Origin of the sequence: Herbaspirillum sp. B65 (assembly GCF_000333555.1) — a bacterium.
Classification (GTDB): domain Bacteria; phylum Pseudomonadota; class Gammaproteobacteria; order Burkholderiales; family Burkholderiaceae_D; genus Herbaspirillum; species Herbaspirillum rubrisubalbicans.
This window is the reverse complement of sequence record NZ_BADI01000253.1, coordinates 1-17,339: the sequence shown is the minus strand read 5'-3', so window position 1 is coordinate 17,339 and position 17,339 is coordinate 1. Positions and strand designations below refer to the sequence as shown.

The window sequence follows — 17,339 nt, the reverse complement described above, 5'->3', positions numbered from 1 at the left end:
TCGGGATGCTTCCCGACGCAACCCGATTTCCCCTTCTTCTTCGCCTTCCCCGGCCGTGCAGGCCGCCCCCGCCATCGTGGACGCGCCGCCGATGATCGCCGCCGGCACCGCCGTGCAGGTGCTGGCGCTGGTGGGCGATCTCAGCATGGGCCAGCCTCCCGACCAGTCGCGGCGCACAGCGGCGCTGGCCGCCCGGGTGGCGCAATTGGAGGGCGCCCCGCCCGAACTGGTGGAGCAGGCCCAGCTGGTCTCCTGGCTGCGCTGGTCCGGCTGCACCGCCAATGCGGCCGGCTTTGCAGGCCTGCTCGGGGACGACGTGGGCGGGCGCGAGGCCATGCTGCGTGATGGCTTGCCCGCCGACCATCCGCTGAACTTCACCACCATTGCGCCGCTGGCGCGTATCCATTGTGAAGTGGCGGGGGAGGTGGCCAGCCTGCTGGGTTTGCGCGCTGGCGTGGAGGCCGGCTTGCGCCATGTCTGGGAGCATCATGACGGCAGCGGTGCGCCCCAGCAGTTGCGCGGATCGGCCGTGCCGAATGCGGTCCTCTACACGAGCCTGGCGGGCGACCTGGAGATCTATGCGCGCACGCATGGGGTGCAGGCCGCCCTGACCGTGGTGCGCCGCTTCGGCGGCATCAAATACCCGGCCGACCTGGCCGAGCGCGTGGCTGAGCATGCACCGTCCTGGCTGGCGTCGCTGGACGACGATGACAGCGCACGCGGGCCATTGGCGGACTTGCCAGCGCATGTGGTACCCCTGCGCATCGTGGCTGAACTCATCGAACTGAAGCTGCCTTGGCTGACTGGCTATTCGCGCCGGATCAGCGAATTGGCAGCGCAGGCGGCCGCGCTGGCTGGCTTGCCTTCAGAGCAACAGCAAAGGCTGGTTCGCGCCGCCCTGGTCCACGGCATCGGCCGCGCCGCCGTCCCCAATACCATATGGGAGCGCGCGGGCCGTCCCAGCCAGGCTGACTGGGAGCGCATCCGCCTGGCTCCTTACTGGACCTCGCGTGCCGGAGCGTTGGTGCCCGCCTTGCGTGAGGACACCGGCCTGGCTTCGCAACTCTATGAACGACTCGACGGCAGCGGCTACTTCCGTGGGCTCGACCGTGACACGCTGGGCCTGCCCGCGCGCCTGCTGGCGGTCTCGGCGGCCCATGCCGCCCTGTGCGCTCCACGTCCCTGGCGGGCCGCGTGCACACCGGCTGCCGTGGCCGAGATGCTGGAGGGGGAAGTGCAGGGCGGCCGCATGGATGCGGATGCCGTGCGCTGGGTCCTGGCCGCCGCCGCAGGGGATACGTCCCCCAAGTCTCCACGCAAGGGTCTGCTGTCGGAGCGCGAGTGTGAGGTGCTGCGCCGCATCAGCCTCGGCGAAAGCAACAAGGAAGCAGCCCGCGCGATGCAGATCAGCCCCTCGACCGTGCGTACCCACGTCGAGAGCATCTTCCGCAAATTGCAGTGTTCCACGCGCGCCGCGGCCACGCTCAAGGGCTTGCATCTGGGCTTGATCTGATGCCGTATTTTTACGGCATCAACGGTCGGACCACTGCACCGGTCCGGTGAGCGGGCTCACTTTTCCCGGATGCACGCTGTGCTGCAACATGCCACCCTGAAAGCGAGCCCGGTCGTCCGACCTCTCCCGATTTCCTGACAAAATGTCAGCGCCTTGCGTAAACGTTTGCGAGTGCCACGGAACTTTCCGTAAATCATTGAATTTGCGGGATATTTCTCTGGCGTCGACGGGCATTTTTGATTAAATTGAGCGCTGTTTCAAAAACCGGCGCGTTTTTCCGGCTTTTGTGCGCGCATTTCCGCAAATTCACTGCGAGATGCATAAATCTGAACAAAGGGACAAGAAGGGGAGATCCCTCAGGAGCAAAAAGCGGGCAGCGGGCAAAAAACGTGCAATGGCGTTTTTGTGCTGCACTGCAAAAATCCAAGTGGCTGCTTATTTGCCACAACTCACCGCGAAGTGCCCCAGATAAGCCCCTGATCTGGCCGCAAAAGGTTTGACTTACCAGAAAACGAACCTTTATAATCGCCGGGCTTTTAAGATGCCGTCTGCTCGTAAAGAGTGCGGCGCACGCACGATATTGGATAGATATGCTGCGCATCATTCTCATGCAGCTCGTAACCACGGTCGTCGCTGCCCTGGTGGCGGGTATGTTGGGCGGAGTTTCGGCGCTTTGGTCCGCATTGCTGGGGGGAGTCTGCTGTGTCGTCCCCAACGCCCTGTTTGCCCTGCGACTCCACGTCAGTGCACAGAAACCCGGTGGTACCAACCCGATGACGTTTTTCTTCGGGGAATTTATCAAGATTGCTACGACTTTTGCGCTCATGGGCGCGATCGTTTGGTTGTACCACGGTGTCCATTGGCTCGCATTTGTGCTGAGCTTCATCGTGGTGCTTAAGAGTTATTTCATTTTACTGTTTAGACACCGACCATGACCGTAGAAGCCGCAGAGCACGCGCTGACAGCCTCTGAATATATCGTCCACCACCTCGGACACTTCTCCACCCATCACCAGACCAAGATCGTCGATTTCTCCATCCTGAACGTGGACACCATCTTCTGGTCCGTGTTCTGTGGCGTGGTGGGCTGCCTGTTCATGTTCCTGGCCGCCCGCAAGGCGACCTCGGGTGTGCCGGGCCGTTTCCAGGCCTTCGTCGAGATGGTCGTGGAAATGGTCGAAGACCAGTCCAAGGCCATCGTCCACGGTGACCGCACCTTCATCGCTCCGGTAGCCCTGACCGTGTTCGTCTGGGTGGCCCTGATGAACTCGCTGGACTTCCTGCCGGTGGACCTGGCTTCCAGCATCCTGGGCGTGTTCGGCCTGGGTGAAATGCATCATCGTATCGTTCCCACCGCCGACCTCAACGGCACCCTGGGCATCGCCCTGGGCGTGCTGGCCCTGATGCTGTACTACAGCGTCAAGATCAAGGGCGCCGGCGGCTTCATCCATGAACTGTTTGCAGCACCCTTCGGCATCTGGCTGGCTCCATTCAACCTGCTGCTGAACATCATCGAATTCGCCGCCAAGACCGTCTCCCTGGGGATGCGACTGTTCGGCAACATGTATGCAGGCGAACTGTTGTTCCTGCTGATCGCATTGCTGGGATCGACCGCGACCGCATTCGGCTTCATCGGCCATGTCATCGCCGGTTCTATCTGGGCAATTTTCCACATCCTGATCGTGTTGCTCCAAGCATTCATCTTCATGATGTTGACACTGGTTTACCTGGGCCAGGCGCACGAAGCGCACTAACACAAGGCTTGCAGTACCTGTTTTTCAGTTTGTTTTTTGGTTTTGTATTTAAATTAACTTTTCTTAAGGAATTGTCATGACTGATGTCTCTTTCGTTGCTCTGGCTTGCGGTTTGATCATTGGCCTGGGTGCTATCGGCGCTTGTATCGGTATCGCGATCATGGGCGGTAAGTACCTCGAAGCATCCGCACGTCAGCCTGAACTGATGAACACCCTGCAAACCAAGATGTTCCTGCTGGCTGGCCTGATCGACGCCGCCTTCCTGATCGGCGTTGGTATCGCCATGCTGTTCGCCTTCGCAAATCCGTTCATCGCCAAGTAATTCGCGCTTCATAGCCGATTCTCATCTGCCGGACGATTGGTTCCGGCACTCGTTATTCTGAGAAGGAATTACCGTGAACTTAAATGCAACATTGATTGCACAGTTCGTGGTCTTCTTCATCCTCGCCGGCTTCACGATGAAATTCGTGTGGCCGCCGTTGATTAAGGCGCTCGACGAACGCGCCAAGAAGATTGCGGACGGGCTGGCAGCCGCTGACCGCGGTCGCGCCGATCTGGCCGCCGCCGAAAAGCGCATCCAGGGCGAACTGGCATCGGCACGTGATGAAGGCCAGAAGCGTATCGGCGAAGCCGAGAAGCGCGCTCAGCTGATCATCGAAGAAGCCAAGAAGACGGCTGCTGAAGAAGCTGCCCGCATCATCGCCAACGCCCGTGCCGACGCTCAACAGCAAGTGAACCAGGCGCGTGAAGAACTGCGCGGCCAGGTCGCAACGCTCGCCGTCAAGGGCGCGGAACAGATCCTCAAGCGCGAAGTGAATGCGGCGGCTCACGCCGACTTGCTGAATCAACTGAAGACAGAGCTGTAATATGGCCGAACTCGCAACGATCGCTCGTCCTTACGCCGAAGCCTTGTTCCGTGTGGCCAAGGCAGGCAGCCTGGCAGCCTGGTCCGATCTCATCGACGAGATGGCCCAGGTGGCAGCGCATCCTGAGGTGCAGGCCCTGGCGCAGAATCCTTCCGTAACGCACGACAAGCTGGCTGAAGTGTTTGCCGCCGCCGTGAAGACCCCGTTGTCCGTCGAGGCGACCAATTTCGTCAAGACGCTGGTGGACAACGGCCGCCTGGTGCTGCTGCCGCAGATCGCCGAACAGTTCCACGTGCTCAAGAACACGGCGGAAGGTTCGGCCGATGCCGACATCGTGAGCGCCTTTGAGCTCAGCGATGCCCAGGTCAAGGATGTGGTCTCGGCACTGGAGAAGAAGTTCGGCCGCAAGCTGAACCCCTCCGTGACGGTCGACAGCAGCCTCATTGGCGGTGTGCGCGTCGTGGTCGGCGACGAAGTGTTCGATACCTCCGTGCGCGCGAAGCTGCAGCAGCTGCAAGCTGCTCTGGCCGCGTAAGTGCCTCTGGCTGGCTAAGCGAAAGAACAATTTTTAGGAGTTAGTATGCAACTCAACGCATCTGAAATCAGCGAGCTGATCAAGAGCCGGATCCAAGGCCTTGGCGATACCGCTGAGATTCGCAATCAGGGCACGGTCATCTCCGTGTCCGACGGTATCTGCCGTATCCATGGTCTGTCCGACGTGATGCAAGGTGAGATGCTGGAATTCCCGGGCAACACCTTCGGCCTGGCGCTGAACCTGGAGCGTGACTCGGTGGGCGCCGTTATCCTGGGCGAGTACGAACACATTTCCGAAGGCGACCTGGTCAAGTGCACCGGCCGCATCCTGGAAGTGCCCATCGGTCCCGAACTGAAGGGCCGCGTGGTCAACGCACTGGGCCAGCCGATCGACGGCAAGGGTCCGATCAACGCCAAGCTGACCGCCCCGATCGAAAAGATCGCTCCGGGCGTGATCGCGCGTCAGTCCGTGTCGCAGCCGATGCAGACTGGCCTGAAGTCGATCGACTCCATGGTGCCCGTCGGCCGTGGCCAGCGCGAGCTGATCATCGGTGACCGCCAGACCGGCAAGACCGCCGTTGCGATCGACGCCATCATCAATCAAAAGGGTCAGAACATGACCTGCATCTACGTTGCGATCGGCCAGAAGGCGTCGTCGGTCAAGAACGTGGTGCGCGCACTGGAAGCGCACGGCGCGATGGAATACACCATCGTCGTGGCAGCGACCGCCTCCGAATCGGCAGCGATGCAATACGTGTCGGCCTACTCGGGTTGCGCCATGGGCGAATACTTCCGCGACCGCGGCCAAGACGCCCTGATCGTGTATGACGATCTGTCCAAGCAAGCCGTGGCCTACCGTCAGGTCTCGCTGCTGCTGCGCCGTCCGCCGGGCCGTGAAGCCTATCCTGGCGACGTGTTCTACCTGCACAGCCGTCTGCTGGAACGTGCTGCCCGCGTGAACGCCGACTACGTCGAGAAGTTCACCAACGGTGAAGTCAAGGGCCAGACCGGTTCCCTGACCGCACTGCCGATCATCGAAACCCAAGCGGGTGACGTTTCGGCCTTCGTTCCGACCAACGTGATCTCGATCACCGACGGCCAGATCTTCCTGGAAACTTCGCTGTTCAACGCCGGTATCCGTCCTGCGATCAACGCCGGTATCTCGGTGTCGCGCGTCGGTGGCGCTGCCCAGACCAAGGTCATCAAGGGCCTGTCCGGCGGTATCCGTACCGACCTGGCACAGTACCGTGAACTGGCTGCCTTCGCGCAGTTCGCTTCCGATCTGGACGAAGCCACCCGCAAGCAGCTGGACCGCGGTGCGCGCGTGACCGAACTGCTGAAGCAGGCTCAGTACACCCCGCAATCGATCTCGATCATGGCCGTCACCCTGTTTGCCGTCAACAAGGGCTACATGGATGACGTCGAAGTGAAGAAGATCCTGGCCTTCGAGTCGGCTCTGCACAACTTCATGAAGACCAGCCACGCTGAGCTGTTGAAGAAGATCGAAGACACCAAGCAACTGGATAAGGATGCTGAGGCAGCCCTGGCAGCCGCCATCGCTGACTTCAAGAAATCCGGCGCGTACTAATTCTTACTGAAGCTATAAGGAGTCTTACTCATGGCTACAGGTAAAGAGATACGTGGCAAGATCAAGAGCGTAGAAAATACGAAGAAGATCACCAAGGCGATGGAAATGGTCGCGGCATCCAAAATGCGCAAGGCGCAGGACCGGATGCACGCAGCCCGCCCGTACAGCGACAAGATCCGCAACATTGCGGCCAACCTGTCGCAGGCCAATCCGGAGTACGTGCACCCGTTCATGGTCCAGCAAGACACGGCCAAGCGCGTTGGTTTCATCGTCGTCACGACCGACAAGGGTCTGTGCGGCGGCATGAACACCAACTCGCTGCGCCTGTTGACCAACAAGTTCCGTGAACTGGAAGGCCAGGGCAAGTCCATCGAATCCGTCGCCATTGGCAACAAGGGTTTGGGTTTTCTGAATCGCATCGGCGCCCGCGTGGCCGCCAACGTGACGCAACTGGGTGATACGCCGCACCTGGAAAAGCTGATCGGCCCCGTCAAGGTGCTGCTCGACGCTTACCAGGAAGGCAAGCTGGACGCGGTGTACCTGGTGTACACCAAGTTCATCAACACGATGAAGCAGGAAGCCACCCTGCAGCAGCTGCTGCCGCTGACCAGCGACAAGCTCAAGGCTGACGAGGGTGCGCACTCCTGGGACTACATCTATGAGCCCGATGTGCAATCCGTGGTGGACGAACTGCTGGTGCGTTACGTCGAAGCGCTGATCTATCAAGCCGTCGCCGAGAACATGGCCTCCGAGCAATCGGCGCGCATGGTCGCGATGAAGGCCGCCAGCGACAACGCAGGTAGCGTGATCGGCGAGTTGAAGTTGGTCTACAACAAGACTCGCCAGGCCGCCATTACCAAAGAGCTGTCGGAAATCGTCGCCGGTGCGGCTGCGGTCGGCTGATCAGCTGGCGTAGCGTAGCGAAACAGAATTTAAATTTTATCTATTGAAGGAACGAAAATGGCTGATGGCAAAATCGTTCAGTGTATCGGCGCTGTGGTGGACGTGGAGTTTCCGCGCGATGCGATGCCCAAGGTTTACGATGCCTTGAAATTGGAAGGTTCGGATCTGACCCTGGAAGTCCAGCAACAGCTGGGCGACGGCGTGGTTCGTACCATTGCGCTCGGTTCGTCGGACGGTCTGCGCCGCGGCCTGACCATCTCGAACACCGGCAAGCCCATCACGGTGCCCGTCGGTACCGCGACCCTGGGTCGCATCATGGACGTGCTGGGCAACCCGATCGACGAATGCGGTCCGGTCTCGCACGAGCAAACCGCGTCGATCCACCGCAAGGCTCCCGCGTACGACGAACTGTCGCCCTCGCAAGAGCTGCTGGAAACCGGCATCAAGGTGATTGACCTGGTCTGCCCGTTCGCCAAGGGTGGTAAGGTCGGTCTGTTCGGTGGCGCCGGTGTGGGCAAGACCGTGAACATGATGGAACTGATCAACAACATCGCCAAGGCGCACAGCGGTCTGTCCGTGTTCGCCGGTGTTGGTGAGCGTACCCGTGAAGGTAACGACTTCTACCATGAAATGGCAGAAGCCAAGGTGGTGGACCTGGAAAACCCGACCAATTCCAAGGTCGCCATGGTCTACGGCCAGATGAACGAACCGCCGGGCAACCGTCTGCGCGTGGCGCTGACCGGCCTGACCATCGCGGAAGGCTTCCGTGATGAAGGCAAGGACGTGCTGTTCTTCGTCGACAACATCTACCGTTACACCCTGGCCGGTACCGAAGTGTCCGCGCTGCTGGGCCGTATGCCGTCCGCCGTGGGCTACCAGCCGACGCTGGCCGAAGAAATGGGCCGCCTGCAAGAGCGTATTACCTCGACCAAGACTGGCTCGATCACCTCGATCCAGGCCGTGTACGTCCCTGCGGATGACTTGACCGACCCGTCGCCGGCAACCACCTTCGCCCACTTGGACTCGACCGTCGTTCTGTCGCGTGACATCGCCTCGCTGGGTATCTACCCCGCCGTCGATCCGCTGGACTCGACCTCGCGCCAGCTGGACCCGCAAGTGGTCGGCCAGGAACACTACGAGACCGCCCGTGCGGTCCAGGGTACCCTGCAGCGTTACAAGGAACTGCGCGACATCATCGCCATTCTGGGCATGGACGAACTGGCACCGGAAGACAAGCTGATCGTCGCCCGTGCTCGCAAGATGCAACGTTTCCTGTCGCAGCCCTTCCACGTCGCCGAAGTGTTCACCGGTTCCCCGGGCAAGTACGTTTCGTTGAAGGACACGATCAAGGGCTTCAAGATGATCGCCAGCGGCGAACTGGACCACCTGCCGGAACAAGCGTTCTACATGGTCGGTACCATCGACGAAGCAATCGAAAAGGCCAAGAAGATCAACTAAGACTGACCATGCCGTGGCCGGCTTCCGGTGCAGCACCGGAGCTGACCACAGCAGGTAAGTAATCATTGATTCATTGGCGCCGCCCCTGTTCGCAGGGGCGGTCAATCGACTAGGAAACGACATGGCACATACTATTCACGTGGACGTGGTCTCGGCGGAAGAGGAAATCTTCTCCGGCGAGGCAGAATTCGTCGCGTTGCCGGGCGAAGCGGGTGAACTGGGTATCTATCCCCGTCACACCCCGCTGATCACGCGCATCAAGCCAGGTGCTGTCCGTATCAAGGTCCCGGGCCAGGCGCACGAGGAATTCGTGTTCGTGGCCGGTGGCCTCTTGGAAGTGCAGCCCGACGCCGTGACCGTGCTGGCCGACACCGCCATCCGTGGTGCCGACCTGGACGAAGCCAAGGCCGCCGAAGCCAAGCGTCTGGCCGAGGAAGCGCTGGTCAACCGTGACTCCAAGATCGACCACGCCGCAGCCCAGGCCGAACTGGCCGCCGCTGTGGCACAACTGGCCGCGATCCAGAAGTTGCGTCAGAAGCGCTGATCGGTCGGCGGCTTCTTCGGATTTTTCCCAGGAAGAACACCGCGGCACGGCAGCACAGCAGTACCTCGAAAGGCAGCTTCGGCTGCCTTTTTTCTTGGCCTCCACGTTTGACCTCATCGCGCCGCTTCAGGCGCCGCTGGGCCGGTGAGCTGTCTTCTCTTTTCCTTCACCTATCTTCAATTCACCATCTCCCTGTGCCGCTTGCAGAGGGGGGGGTGGCAGGATTGTTCATATACGCTTGTTCGAGGCCTGAGCCGGGCGGAGATGACAGCATCTGACCGCGCCAGCCAGGGCCCATTAATCTGCATCAAGCCTGGCGCCGATGTCGCTGCGGCAACTGCCTTGATCAGGTAAAGTCTTCCGTTCGCGTAACAGGGCATCGAACCAATCCGGTTCGCGTCAATCATTTAAAGAGTTTTCGTCCATTTCTTCATCCACCCAGACAGGAGCTGCAATGTCTTCAGTCGCATCCTCCACCGGCCAGGCGCCGCTCGCTTCGCAGGCCAACGGCAAGCCCATCATTGCCGTGGTCGGCCTGTCCAATCGACCCGAGCGCGCCAGCTTTGATGTGGCGGCGTATATGCAGTCAGCGGGATACCGCATCGTTGCCGTCAATCCGATGTATGCAGGGCAGACCATCCTCGGCGAGCACTGCCACGCCAGCCTGCGGGAGGCCAGCGCGGCCTTGGCCAAGGAAGGCTTGCGCATTTCCATCGTGGATTGCTTCCGCAAGTCGGCCGACATCCCGCCGGTGGTGGAGGAGGCCATTGCCATCGGCGCTCACTGCGTGTGGATGCAACTAGCCATCGTCCATGAAGAAGCTGCCGAGCGCGCCCGCGCAGCAGGTCTGCAGGTCATCATGGACAAGTGCATCAAGATCGAACATGCCATGGGTCAGTTCCACGGCGTGTTGTAATTTCAATGGTAATTTCAATTCCGAACCGGTGAAATCCGGAAAATATTTATAACGAACAGCGAGACAGCATGGCAAAGAAAATCGGCCCGCAATTCATCGTCCATCCCAAGTATCTCCTCAAGGAGAGCGACGCCACCACCAAGCCGCTGTCCAGCGGCAACAAGGAAGCTGACCGCGCCACCGTGCAGCGCCTGGCCGCAGAGATCGGCTTGCAACAGCAGATGCTCTATGCCGGCCACAAGCACAAGGTGCTGGTGATCCTGCAAGGCATGGATACCAGCGGCAAGGATGGCACCGTCAATGACGTCTTCGCCGCCGTCAATCCGCAAGGCATCCGTGTGGCCAACTTCAAGGGGCCCACCGCCATCGAGCTGGCGCACGACTACCTGTGGCGGGTCCACGCGCAGGTGCCGGTGGCGGGGGAGATCGCGGTGTTCAATCGCAGCCATTACGAGGACGTGCTCATTACCCGCGTGCATGACTGGATCGATGACAAGGAATGCAAGCGCCGCTATCGCCAGATCAACGATTTCGAACGCATGTTGTGGGAGACCGGGACGGTGGTGCTGAAGTTCTTCCTGCACATCTCCAAGGCCGAGCAGAAAGCGCGTCTGCAATCGCGCATCGACGATCCCAACAAGCACTGGAAATTCGATCCCCAGGACCTGGCCGAGCGCAAGTACTGGGATGCCTACCAGCTGCGCTACCAGGAAGTGCTGCGTGCGACCAGCACCCTGCACGCACCCTGGTATGTGGTGCCGGCCGACTCCAAGACCCATCGCAACCTGTTGGTGGCCAATGTGATCCTGGAGACCTTGCAGAAGCTCAAGCTGAAGTTCCCCGACCCCAAGCCCGAACTGAAGAATCTCAAGTTCGACTGATGCCGCGCACGGCGCGGGGCCAGGGGCAGGGGCGCATTACTTGAGCCACTTGTCGAAGATGCGCTGGTACTCGCCCGTGGCCTTGGCCAGATGCAGCCAGGTATCGACGTAGGCCTTGAAGGCGACGTCGCCGCGCGGCAGCAGGTAGGCCTTCTCGGCAAATTGCAGCGGCTGGTCCGGGTTGACCGGGCACAGTTCCGGGTGCAGCTTGGATTGCCACAGGGTTTCGCTGGCGTCGGTCACCATCACATCGGCCTTGCCATCGACGATCTGCTGGAAGATGGTCACGTTGTCCGGGTGCAGCAGCAGCGTGGCTTGCTTGTAGCCGCTGCGGGCGAAGCGCTCGTTGGTGCCGCCCGGATTGACGATGGCACGCGTCCCGGGGCGGTCGATCATGTCGAAGTTGCGGAACTTGTCCTTGTCGGCACAGCGGATGATGGGCGCCTTGCCATCGACCATGGTGACCTCGGAAAAGGCGGCCTTGCGCGCGCGCTCCAGCGTGACCGAAATACCGCCCATGCCGATGTCGCACTGGGCGATGAAGTCATTCATCAGCGTGCTCCAGGTGGTCTTGACGAATTGCGCCTCGACCCCTAGCGACTTGGCCAGCGCTTGACCCAGCTCCACGTCCATGCCCTCGAAGCTTTGGTCGGGGCGATAGTAGGTAAAGGGCTTGTAGTCGCCGGTCATGCAGATGCGCAGCTTGCCGGCCTTGAGCACCTGGTCCAGGCGCGAGCCCGGCGGGTTGTCCTCGGCGCGGGCGGCCGACAGCGAGAGCGTGAGCGAAAGGCCAGCCAGGGCTAGCAGCAGGGCTGTGCGGATGATGTGTTTCATGCGATGTCCTCGTGCAGGTTGGGCGGAGCGGCCCGTTTTTTCTTGGTGGAAAGGGCCGGCTGCTGGCAGGGGGATGCGCGCTGCGCAGACAGCCGCCCGATCATAGCAAAACCCGTCGCCACGACCTGCATCAATTGCAGCGCACGCCGATGACGACAATTAGCCCGGAACAGCGGCGCTTGGGATGAGATAATGGCGGATTGTCGTCAGATCGCATTGCAGGCCGACCATGTCCTCCACTTCTTCCATGTCCACCTTCGCTCCGCTCACCAACGATACCTTCCTGCGTGCGCTGCTGCGCCAGCCCACCGACTACACGCCGCTGTGGCTGATGCGCCAGGCTGGTCGCTACCTGCCGGAATACCGCGCCACGCGCGCCCGCGCCGGCTCCTTCATGGGCTTGGCGACCAACCCGGACTACGCCACCGAAGTGACCTTGCAGCCGCTGGAACGTTATCCGCTGGATGCCGCCATCCTGTTTTCCGACATCTTGACCGTGCCCGACGCCATGGGCCTGGGCCTGTACTTCGCCGATGGCGAGGGCCCCAAGTTCGAGCGCCCGCTGCGCGACGAAGCGGCGGTCAGGGCGTTGCAGGCGCCGGACCTGGGCAAGCTGGATTACGTCTTCAAGGCGGTCACCCAGATCCGCCGCGAACTCCATGGTCGGGTGCCGCTGATCGGCTTCTCCGGCAGCCCCTGGACGCTGGCCTGCTACATGGTCGAAGGCGGCGGCTCGGACGATTTCCGCCTGGTCAAGAGTATGCTCTACGGCCGCCCCGACCTGATGCATCACATCCTCAAGACCAATGCCGATGCCGTGGCCGCCTATCTGAACGCCCAGATCGCCGCCGGCGCGCAGGCTGTGATGATCTTCGACACCTGGGGCGGCGCCCTGGCCGATGGCATCTACCAGCAATTCTCGCTGGCCTACATGCAGCAGGTGGTGAGCCACTTGCAGCGCCAGCAGGATGGCCAGCCGATCCCGGTGATCGTCTTCACCAAGGGCGGCGGCCTGTGGCTGGAGCAACTTGCCGCCATCGGCGCCGATGCCGTGGGCCTGGACTGGACCGTCAACCTGGGTGAAGCCCGGCGCCGCGTCGGCGACAAGGTGGCGTTGCAGGGCAACCTGGACCCCAACGTGCTCTTTGCCGGTGACGCGGCCATCCGCGCCGAAGTGCGCAAGCTGCTGGAATCCTTCGGCCGTCCCGGCGCCGGCAGCGGCCATGTCTTCAACCTGGGCCATGGGATCTCCCAGCACACCCCGCCGGACGCGGTCGCCACCCTGGCGCAGGCAGTGCATGAAATCAGCCGTGAGATGCGTGCCTGAACGGCGCGAATCTGTCCTTATCCGTTCATATTTGTGCGGACTGGCAAGGCCATATGCACATCCTTGCCAGTCCAGATGGACTTATGCACATTTGTCCAGGATTTTTTGCTGATCATAAAATTTATTGAAATATGAAGGTTTGTGCTTGAGGGTGTTTGACAAGTCGTTGATTTGATTGGAGTTATTTTTCTCCACATCAAGATGCTCTGCTCTGGAAAGCGCCGTGGTCGTGGCTTGTGGACTTGTCAAGAGCCACTTGTCAACAAAGTTATCCACAACGTCTGTGCATAAGACGCAAAAGTGTTTACAAAACCGCCGTTTACCGTTTTTTTTGAAGGTTTACGTTAAGTTTGTAGGACAGCGAGTGAACAGTTTGCCAGCTAAAGCTAGCGATTTTTTGTCGGTGAGGGCTTGACAAACGCCCTTGCCATGATCCCCGGACTTGGACTTATACACACCAAAAGCATTTTGCACATGCACAAAACTTCCTAGCAAAAATATTTTTCGTGCTTGGGGTGTCCAATGCAAGTCATTGATTTTATTCAGTTAATTTTTTGCCCTGCATTTGGGCATGGCGTCGCAAGCCGCATCCAGTCTGCGCGGGGACATGTCAAGAGGCACTTGTCCCCAAAGTTATCCACAGTATTTGTGGATAGGTCCAAAAATGACGATTAAACCAAGGCTTAGCCCGGTTTCTGAGGATTTACATTAAGTTCGTGGAACAACGTCTGCTCCAGGTCGCGCTCGATACGCCCCTGCATACCGTCTTCGATTACCGCTGGCAAGCCGCCGCTGAGGATGAGCCGATACCGGCCATCGGCCAGTTGGTGGTGGTGCCGTTCGGCCGTCGCGAGGCGGTGGGGGTAGTGGTGGGGCATGTGGCGCAGACCGAACTGGAGGCCGGCAAGATCAAGGATGTGATTGCCGTGCGCCATCAGTTGCCGCCGCTGTCGGCGCACTGGCTGGCGCTGTGTGGCTTCGCCGCCGACTACTACCAGCGTCCGTTGGGCGAGGTGATGCTGCCGGGCTTGCCCAAGAACCTGCGCGCCCTGACCACGGTGGCGCTGGACAAGGCCCTCAAGGCCCTGGGCCGCCTCACGGCACCCAAGAAATCCAAGGCCAGGCGCAAGACTGACGTGCACAGCGAGGTCCAGGCCGACGCGCCAGCGAGCATCCCCCCGCCTGACCCGCTGCAACTGGGCGCCGCCCCGCCCTTGAACGCCGCCCAGCAAGAGGCGGTGCAGGCCATCGCCGGCGCCCAGGAGTTTGCGCCCCTGCTGCTGTACGGCGTGACCGGCAGCGGCAAGACCGAGGTCTACCTGCAAGCCGCCGCCGCCATCCTGCAGCGCGCGGCACAGGAGGCTGGCCAGTCGCAGCCCGGTCAGGCGGCGCCGGCGCAGATCCTGGTACTGGTGCCGGAAATCAATCTCACGCCCCAGCTGGAAGGCAACATCCGCGCCCGTTTCCCGCATCTCAACGTGGTGGCCCTGCACAGCGGCCTGGCCGAAGGCGAGCGCGCCCGCAACTGGCTGGCCGCGCACCTGGGCCAGGCGCACATCGTGCTGGGCACGCGGCTGGCGATCCTGGCCTCGCTGCCGACCCTGAAGCTCATCGTCATCGACGAAGAGCACGATCCTTCCTACAAGCAGCAGGAAGGCTTGCGCTATTCGGCGCGCGACCTGGCCGTGTGGCGTGCGCACCAGTTGGGCATCCCGGTAGTGCTGGGCTCGGCCACGCCTTCGCTGGAAACCTGGCAGCACGCTCAGGCCGGCCGCTACCGCCGCCTGGAACTGCGCCAGCGCGCCGCCCAGCAGGCGGTGCTGCCCAGCGTCAAGGTGATCGACATGGAGCGCGACAAGCCCGTCGATGGCCTCACCTCGACCCTGGTTGCCGCCGTGCGCAAGCGCCTGGAGCAGGGCGAGCAGTCGCTGCTGTTCCTCAATCGCCGCGGTTACGCGCCGGTGCTGGCCTGCGACGCCTGCGGCTGGATCAGCAACTGTATGCGCTGCGACGCCTTCATGGTGGTGCATCGCCCCGAGCGCCGCCTGCGCTGCCACCATTGCAGCCTGGAATTGCAGATTCCCCGCGCTTGCCCGACCTGCGGCAACGTCGACCTGCAACCGTTGGGGCGCGGCACCCAGCGGGTGGAAGAGGGCTTGCAGGCGATCTTCCCCGAGGCCCGCGTCTTGCGCATCGATGCCGACTCCACCCGCCTCAAAGGCTCGGCCCAGAGCGCCTTCGACAGCGTGCATCGGGGCGAGGTCGATATCCTGATCGGCACCCAGATGGTGGCCAAGGGGCATGACTTCAAAAAGTTGACGCTGGTCGGTGTGCTCAATCCTGATACCGCGCTGTTCTCGCACGACTACCGCGCCAGCGAGCGGCTCTTTGCCCAGTTGATGCAGGTGGCCGGGCGCGCCGGCCGGGCCGGCCTGTCGGCCGATGGCAGTTCGGGCGAGGTGCTCATCCAGACCCGTTATCCGCATCACCCGCTGTACCAGGCGGTGATGCGTCATGACTACGATGGCTTTGCCGGCGACTTGCTGCAAGAGCGGCGTCAGGCGTATTTCCCGCCCTTCATGTACCAGGCGCTGCTGCGCGCCGAGGCGCGCGAGCTGGAGACGGCCATGGACTTCCTGAAGCAGGCCGCCCACTTGCTGGAGGCGCCGGCCATCACCATCAACGAACCCATCCCCATGACCCTGGTACGGGTGGCCAACGTGGAGCGCGCGCAACTGCTGCTCGAATGCCCCTCGCGTCCGGCCTTGCAGGGCTTCCTCAAGCAATGGCTGGCCTTGTTGCGCCAGGTGAAGACGCGTGTGCGCTGGTCGCTGGAAGTCGATCCGGTCGATATCTGAACTCAGAGCTGATGCGGCGGCTTGCCTGCCTTTTGTTGTGATTCCGGCATCTTTGAGCGCTCTTTATGCGTGCTTTGCCTTAATGCCCAGCTTGCCGTTGCGCAAGCCGCTTGTTCGGGCAGCCAACGCGGTGCGCCTAGCCGGTATAATCTCGGCTGCTCAACCAATTGCAAGCGATCCCTCCGCGCGGCGCAGCACTCCAGACCAGCGCCCCGGCCGCTTCCGCTTTACCCCTCATTCCCATGCTCGCACAACAGAAACAACGCATCTCCGACCTGTTCTCGACCGCCTTGCAGCCGCTGCTGGCCGGCAGCGACCTGACGCCGACCATCACCCTGGAGCGTCCGCGCGACGCCTCGCATGGCGACATCGCCTGCAACATCGCCATGCAACTGGCCAAGCCGCTGAAGAAAAATCCGCGTGAACTGGCGCAAGCCATCGTGACCGCCGTCATGGCCGACCCGGCCCGTGAAGGCTTGGTGGAGTCGGTCGAGATCGCCGGCCCCGGCTTCATCAACCTGCGCGTGGCTGCCGCGGCCAAGCAGGCGGTGGTCAAGGTGATCCACGAACAGGGCGAGGCCTTCGGCCGTGGCACGGCCGGTGCCGGCCAGAAGGTATTGGTCGAGTTCGTCTCCGCCAACCCCACCGGTCCGCTGCATGTGGGCCATGGTCGCCAGGGGGCGCTGGGCGATGCGCTGTCGTCACTCTTGGAAGTGCAGGGCTTTGAGGTGCTGCGCGAGTTCTACTACAACGATGCCGGCGTGCAGATCGCTACGCTGGCCACCTCGGTGCAGGCGCGTGCGCGCGGTTTCAAGCCGGGTGACGCCGAGTGGCCCGAGTCGGCCTACAACGGCGACTACATCGCCGATATCGCACGCGACTTCCTGGACCAGAAGACCGTTTCGGCCAGCGATGGCGAACCGGTGACCGGCAGCGGCAAGGTCGAAGACATCGAATCGATCCGTCGCTTCGCCGTGGCTTATCTGCGCCACGAGCAAGACCTCGACCTGCAAGCCTTCGGCGTGAAGTTCGACAATTACTATCTGGAATCCTCGCTCTACGCCGACGGCAAGGTGGCCGCCGCCGTGGACGCGCTGGTCGCCGCCGGCAAGACCTACGAGCAGGATGGCGCACTGTGGCTGCGCACCACCGACTATGGCGACGACAAGGATCGCGTCATGAAGAAGACCGATGGCACCTATACCTACTTCGTGCCCGACGTCGCCTATCACATCAACAAATGGCAGCGCGGCTACGGCAAGGTCATCAATATCCAGGGCAGCGACCACCAAAATGGATCACCGAAGAAGGCGACGAAACACCGTGACATGTCCAGCATGATCACTACATCAACGGAACCCGGA

16 protein-coding genes are annotated in these 17,339 nt (G+C 61.5%); 15 read left to right on the top strand and 1 reads right to left on the bottom strand.

What is annotated here, in order from left to right:
- From I5W_RS06675 to I5W_RS06620, 12 genes are all read left to right on the top strand, one after another.
- On the top strand, positions 1-1,513 hold a 1,513-nt coding region (locus tag I5W_RS06675), incomplete at its 5' end, for an HD domain-containing phosphohydrolase (RefSeq protein WP_374702123.1).
- 590 nt (positions 1,514-2,103) lie between these two features.
- Positions 2,104-2,448 carry an ATP synthase subunit I gene (locus I5W_RS06670; protein ID WP_044528640.1) on the top strand — a complete coding sequence of 115 codons (345 nt, stop codon included), beginning with the start codon at positions 2,104-2,106 and terminating at the stop codon, positions 2,446-2,448.
- Positions 2,445-3,266 carry a F0F1 ATP synthase subunit A gene (gene atpB / locus I5W_RS06665; protein WP_044528639.1) on the top strand — a complete coding sequence of 274 codons (822 nt, stop codon included), beginning with the start codon at positions 2,445-2,447 and terminating at the stop codon, positions 3,264-3,266. Before I5W_RS06670 ends, atpB begins: the two co-directional genes overlap by 4 nt.
- A gap of 76 nt (positions 3,267-3,342) precedes the next feature.
- On the top strand, positions 3,343-3,588 hold the full coding sequence (gene atpE / locus I5W_RS06660) for a F0F1 ATP synthase subunit C (protein ID WP_006461334.1): 246 nt from the start codon (positions 3,343-3,345) through the stop codon (positions 3,586-3,588).
- A 73-nt stretch (positions 3,589-3,661) separates the two neighbouring features.
- Positions 3,662-4,132, top strand: coding sequence for a F0F1 ATP synthase subunit B (locus tag I5W_RS06655; RefSeq protein ID WP_008332985.1), 471 nt, complete (start codon positions 3,662-3,664; stop codon positions 4,130-4,132).
- A 1-nt stretch (position 4,133) separates the two neighbouring features.
- Positions 4,134-4,667: a F0F1 ATP synthase subunit delta gene (locus I5W_RS06650; protein ID WP_044528638.1), complete on the top strand. Its 534-nt coding sequence runs from the start codon at positions 4,134-4,136 to the stop codon at positions 4,665-4,667.
- Positions 4,668-4,712: 45 nt separating this feature from the next.
- Positions 4,713-6,254, top strand: coding sequence for a F0F1 ATP synthase subunit alpha (gene atpA / locus I5W_RS06645; RefSeq protein WP_008332982.1), 1,542 nt, complete (start codon positions 4,713-4,715; stop codon positions 6,252-6,254).
- Between the two features lie 30 nt (positions 6,255-6,284).
- Positions 6,285-7,157, top strand: coding sequence for a F0F1 ATP synthase subunit gamma (gene atpG / locus I5W_RS06640; RefSeq protein WP_017449812.1), 873 nt, complete (start codon positions 6,285-6,287; stop codon positions 7,155-7,157).
- Positions 7,158-7,214: 57 nt separating this feature from the next.
- Positions 7,215-8,615, top strand: a complete 1,401-nt coding sequence (gene atpD, locus I5W_RS06635; RefSeq protein WP_008332979.1) for a F0F1 ATP synthase subunit beta — start codon at positions 7,215-7,217, stop codon at positions 8,613-8,615.
- A 121-nt stretch (positions 8,616-8,736) separates the two neighbouring features.
- Positions 8,737-9,159, top strand: a complete 423-nt coding sequence (locus tag I5W_RS06630) for a F0F1 ATP synthase subunit epsilon (RefSeq protein WP_013236284.1) — start codon at positions 8,737-8,739, stop codon at positions 9,157-9,159.
- Positions 9,160-9,613: 454 nt separating this feature from the next.
- On the top strand, positions 9,614-10,075 hold the full coding sequence (locus I5W_RS06625) for a CoA-binding protein (RefSeq protein WP_044528637.1): 462 nt from the start codon (positions 9,614-9,616) through the stop codon (positions 10,073-10,075).
- A 68-nt stretch (positions 10,076-10,143) separates the two neighbouring features.
- On the top strand, positions 10,144-10,956 hold the full coding sequence (locus I5W_RS06620) for a polyphosphate kinase 2 family protein (protein WP_017449810.1): 813 nt from the start codon (positions 10,144-10,146) through the stop codon (positions 10,954-10,956).
- A 36-nt stretch (positions 10,957-10,992) separates the two neighbouring features.
- Here I5W_RS06620 and I5W_RS06615 read toward each other — a convergent pair whose 3' ends face one another.
- Positions 10,993-11,790, bottom strand: coding sequence for a transporter substrate-binding domain-containing protein (locus I5W_RS06615; protein WP_017449809.1), 798 nt, complete (start codon positions 11,788-11,790; stop codon positions 10,993-10,995).
- Positions 11,791-12,019: 229 nt separating this feature from the next.
- Between I5W_RS06615 and hemE the strand changes: the two genes are divergently transcribed.
- The 3 genes from hemE to argS all read left to right on the top strand — a co-directional run.
- Positions 12,020-13,117: a uroporphyrinogen decarboxylase gene (gene hemE, locus I5W_RS06610; protein ID WP_044528636.1), complete on the top strand. Its 1,098-nt coding sequence runs from the start codon at positions 12,020-12,022 to the stop codon at positions 13,115-13,117.
- Positions 13,118-13,833: 716 nt separating this feature from the next.
- Positions 13,834-15,975: a primosomal protein N' gene (locus I5W_RS06605; RefSeq protein WP_044528635.1), complete on the top strand. Its 2,142-nt coding sequence runs from the start codon at positions 13,834-13,836 to the stop codon at positions 15,973-15,975.
- A gap of 242 nt (positions 15,976-16,217) precedes the next feature.
- The coding region (gene argS, locus I5W_RS06600; protein ID WP_252716919.1) for an arginine--tRNA ligase domain-containing protein at positions 16,218-17,339 on the top strand (1,122 nt) is incomplete at its 3' end.

What these genes read in the sequence shown, in the direction of transcription:
- I5W_RS06670 (WP_044528640.1), top strand. Translation starts at nt 2,104, where the DNA reads ATGCTGCGCATCATTCTCATGCAGCTCGTAACCACGGTCGTCGCTGCC.
- atpB (WP_044528639.1), top strand. Translation starts at nt 2,445, where the DNA reads ATGACCGTAGAAGCCGCAGAGCACGCGCTGACAGCCTCTGAATATATC.
- atpE (WP_006461334.1), top strand. Translation starts at nt 3,343, where the DNA reads ATGACTGATGTCTCTTTCGTTGCTCTGGCTTGCGGTTTGATCATTGGC.
- I5W_RS06650 (WP_044528638.1), top strand. Translation starts at nt 4,134, where the DNA reads ATGGCCGAACTCGCAACGATCGCTCGTCCTTACGCCGAAGCCTTGTTC.
- atpA (WP_008332982.1), top strand. Translation starts at nt 4,713, where the DNA reads ATGCAACTCAACGCATCTGAAATCAGCGAGCTGATCAAGAGCCGGATC.
- atpG (WP_017449812.1), top strand. Translation starts at nt 6,285, where the DNA reads ATGGCTACAGGTAAAGAGATACGTGGCAAGATCAAGAGCGTAGAAAAT.
- atpD (WP_008332979.1), top strand. Translation starts at nt 7,215, where the DNA reads ATGGCTGATGGCAAAATCGTTCAGTGTATCGGCGCTGTGGTGGACGTG.
- I5W_RS06630 (WP_013236284.1), top strand. Translation starts at nt 8,737, where the DNA reads ATGGCACATACTATTCACGTGGACGTGGTCTCGGCGGAAGAGGAAATC.
- I5W_RS06625 (WP_044528637.1), top strand. Translation starts at nt 9,614, where the DNA reads ATGTCTTCAGTCGCATCCTCCACCGGCCAGGCGCCGCTCGCTTCGCAG.
- I5W_RS06620 (WP_017449810.1), top strand. Translation starts at nt 10,144, where the DNA reads ATGGCAAAGAAAATCGGCCCGCAATTCATCGTCCATCCCAAGTATCTC.
- I5W_RS06615 (WP_017449809.1), bottom strand. Translation starts at nt 11,790, where the DNA reads ATGAAACACATCATCCGCACAGCCCTGCTGCTAGCCCTGGCTGGCCTT.
- hemE (WP_044528636.1), top strand. Translation starts at nt 12,020, where the DNA reads ATGTCCTCCACTTCTTCCATGTCCACCTTCGCTCCGCTCACCAACGAT.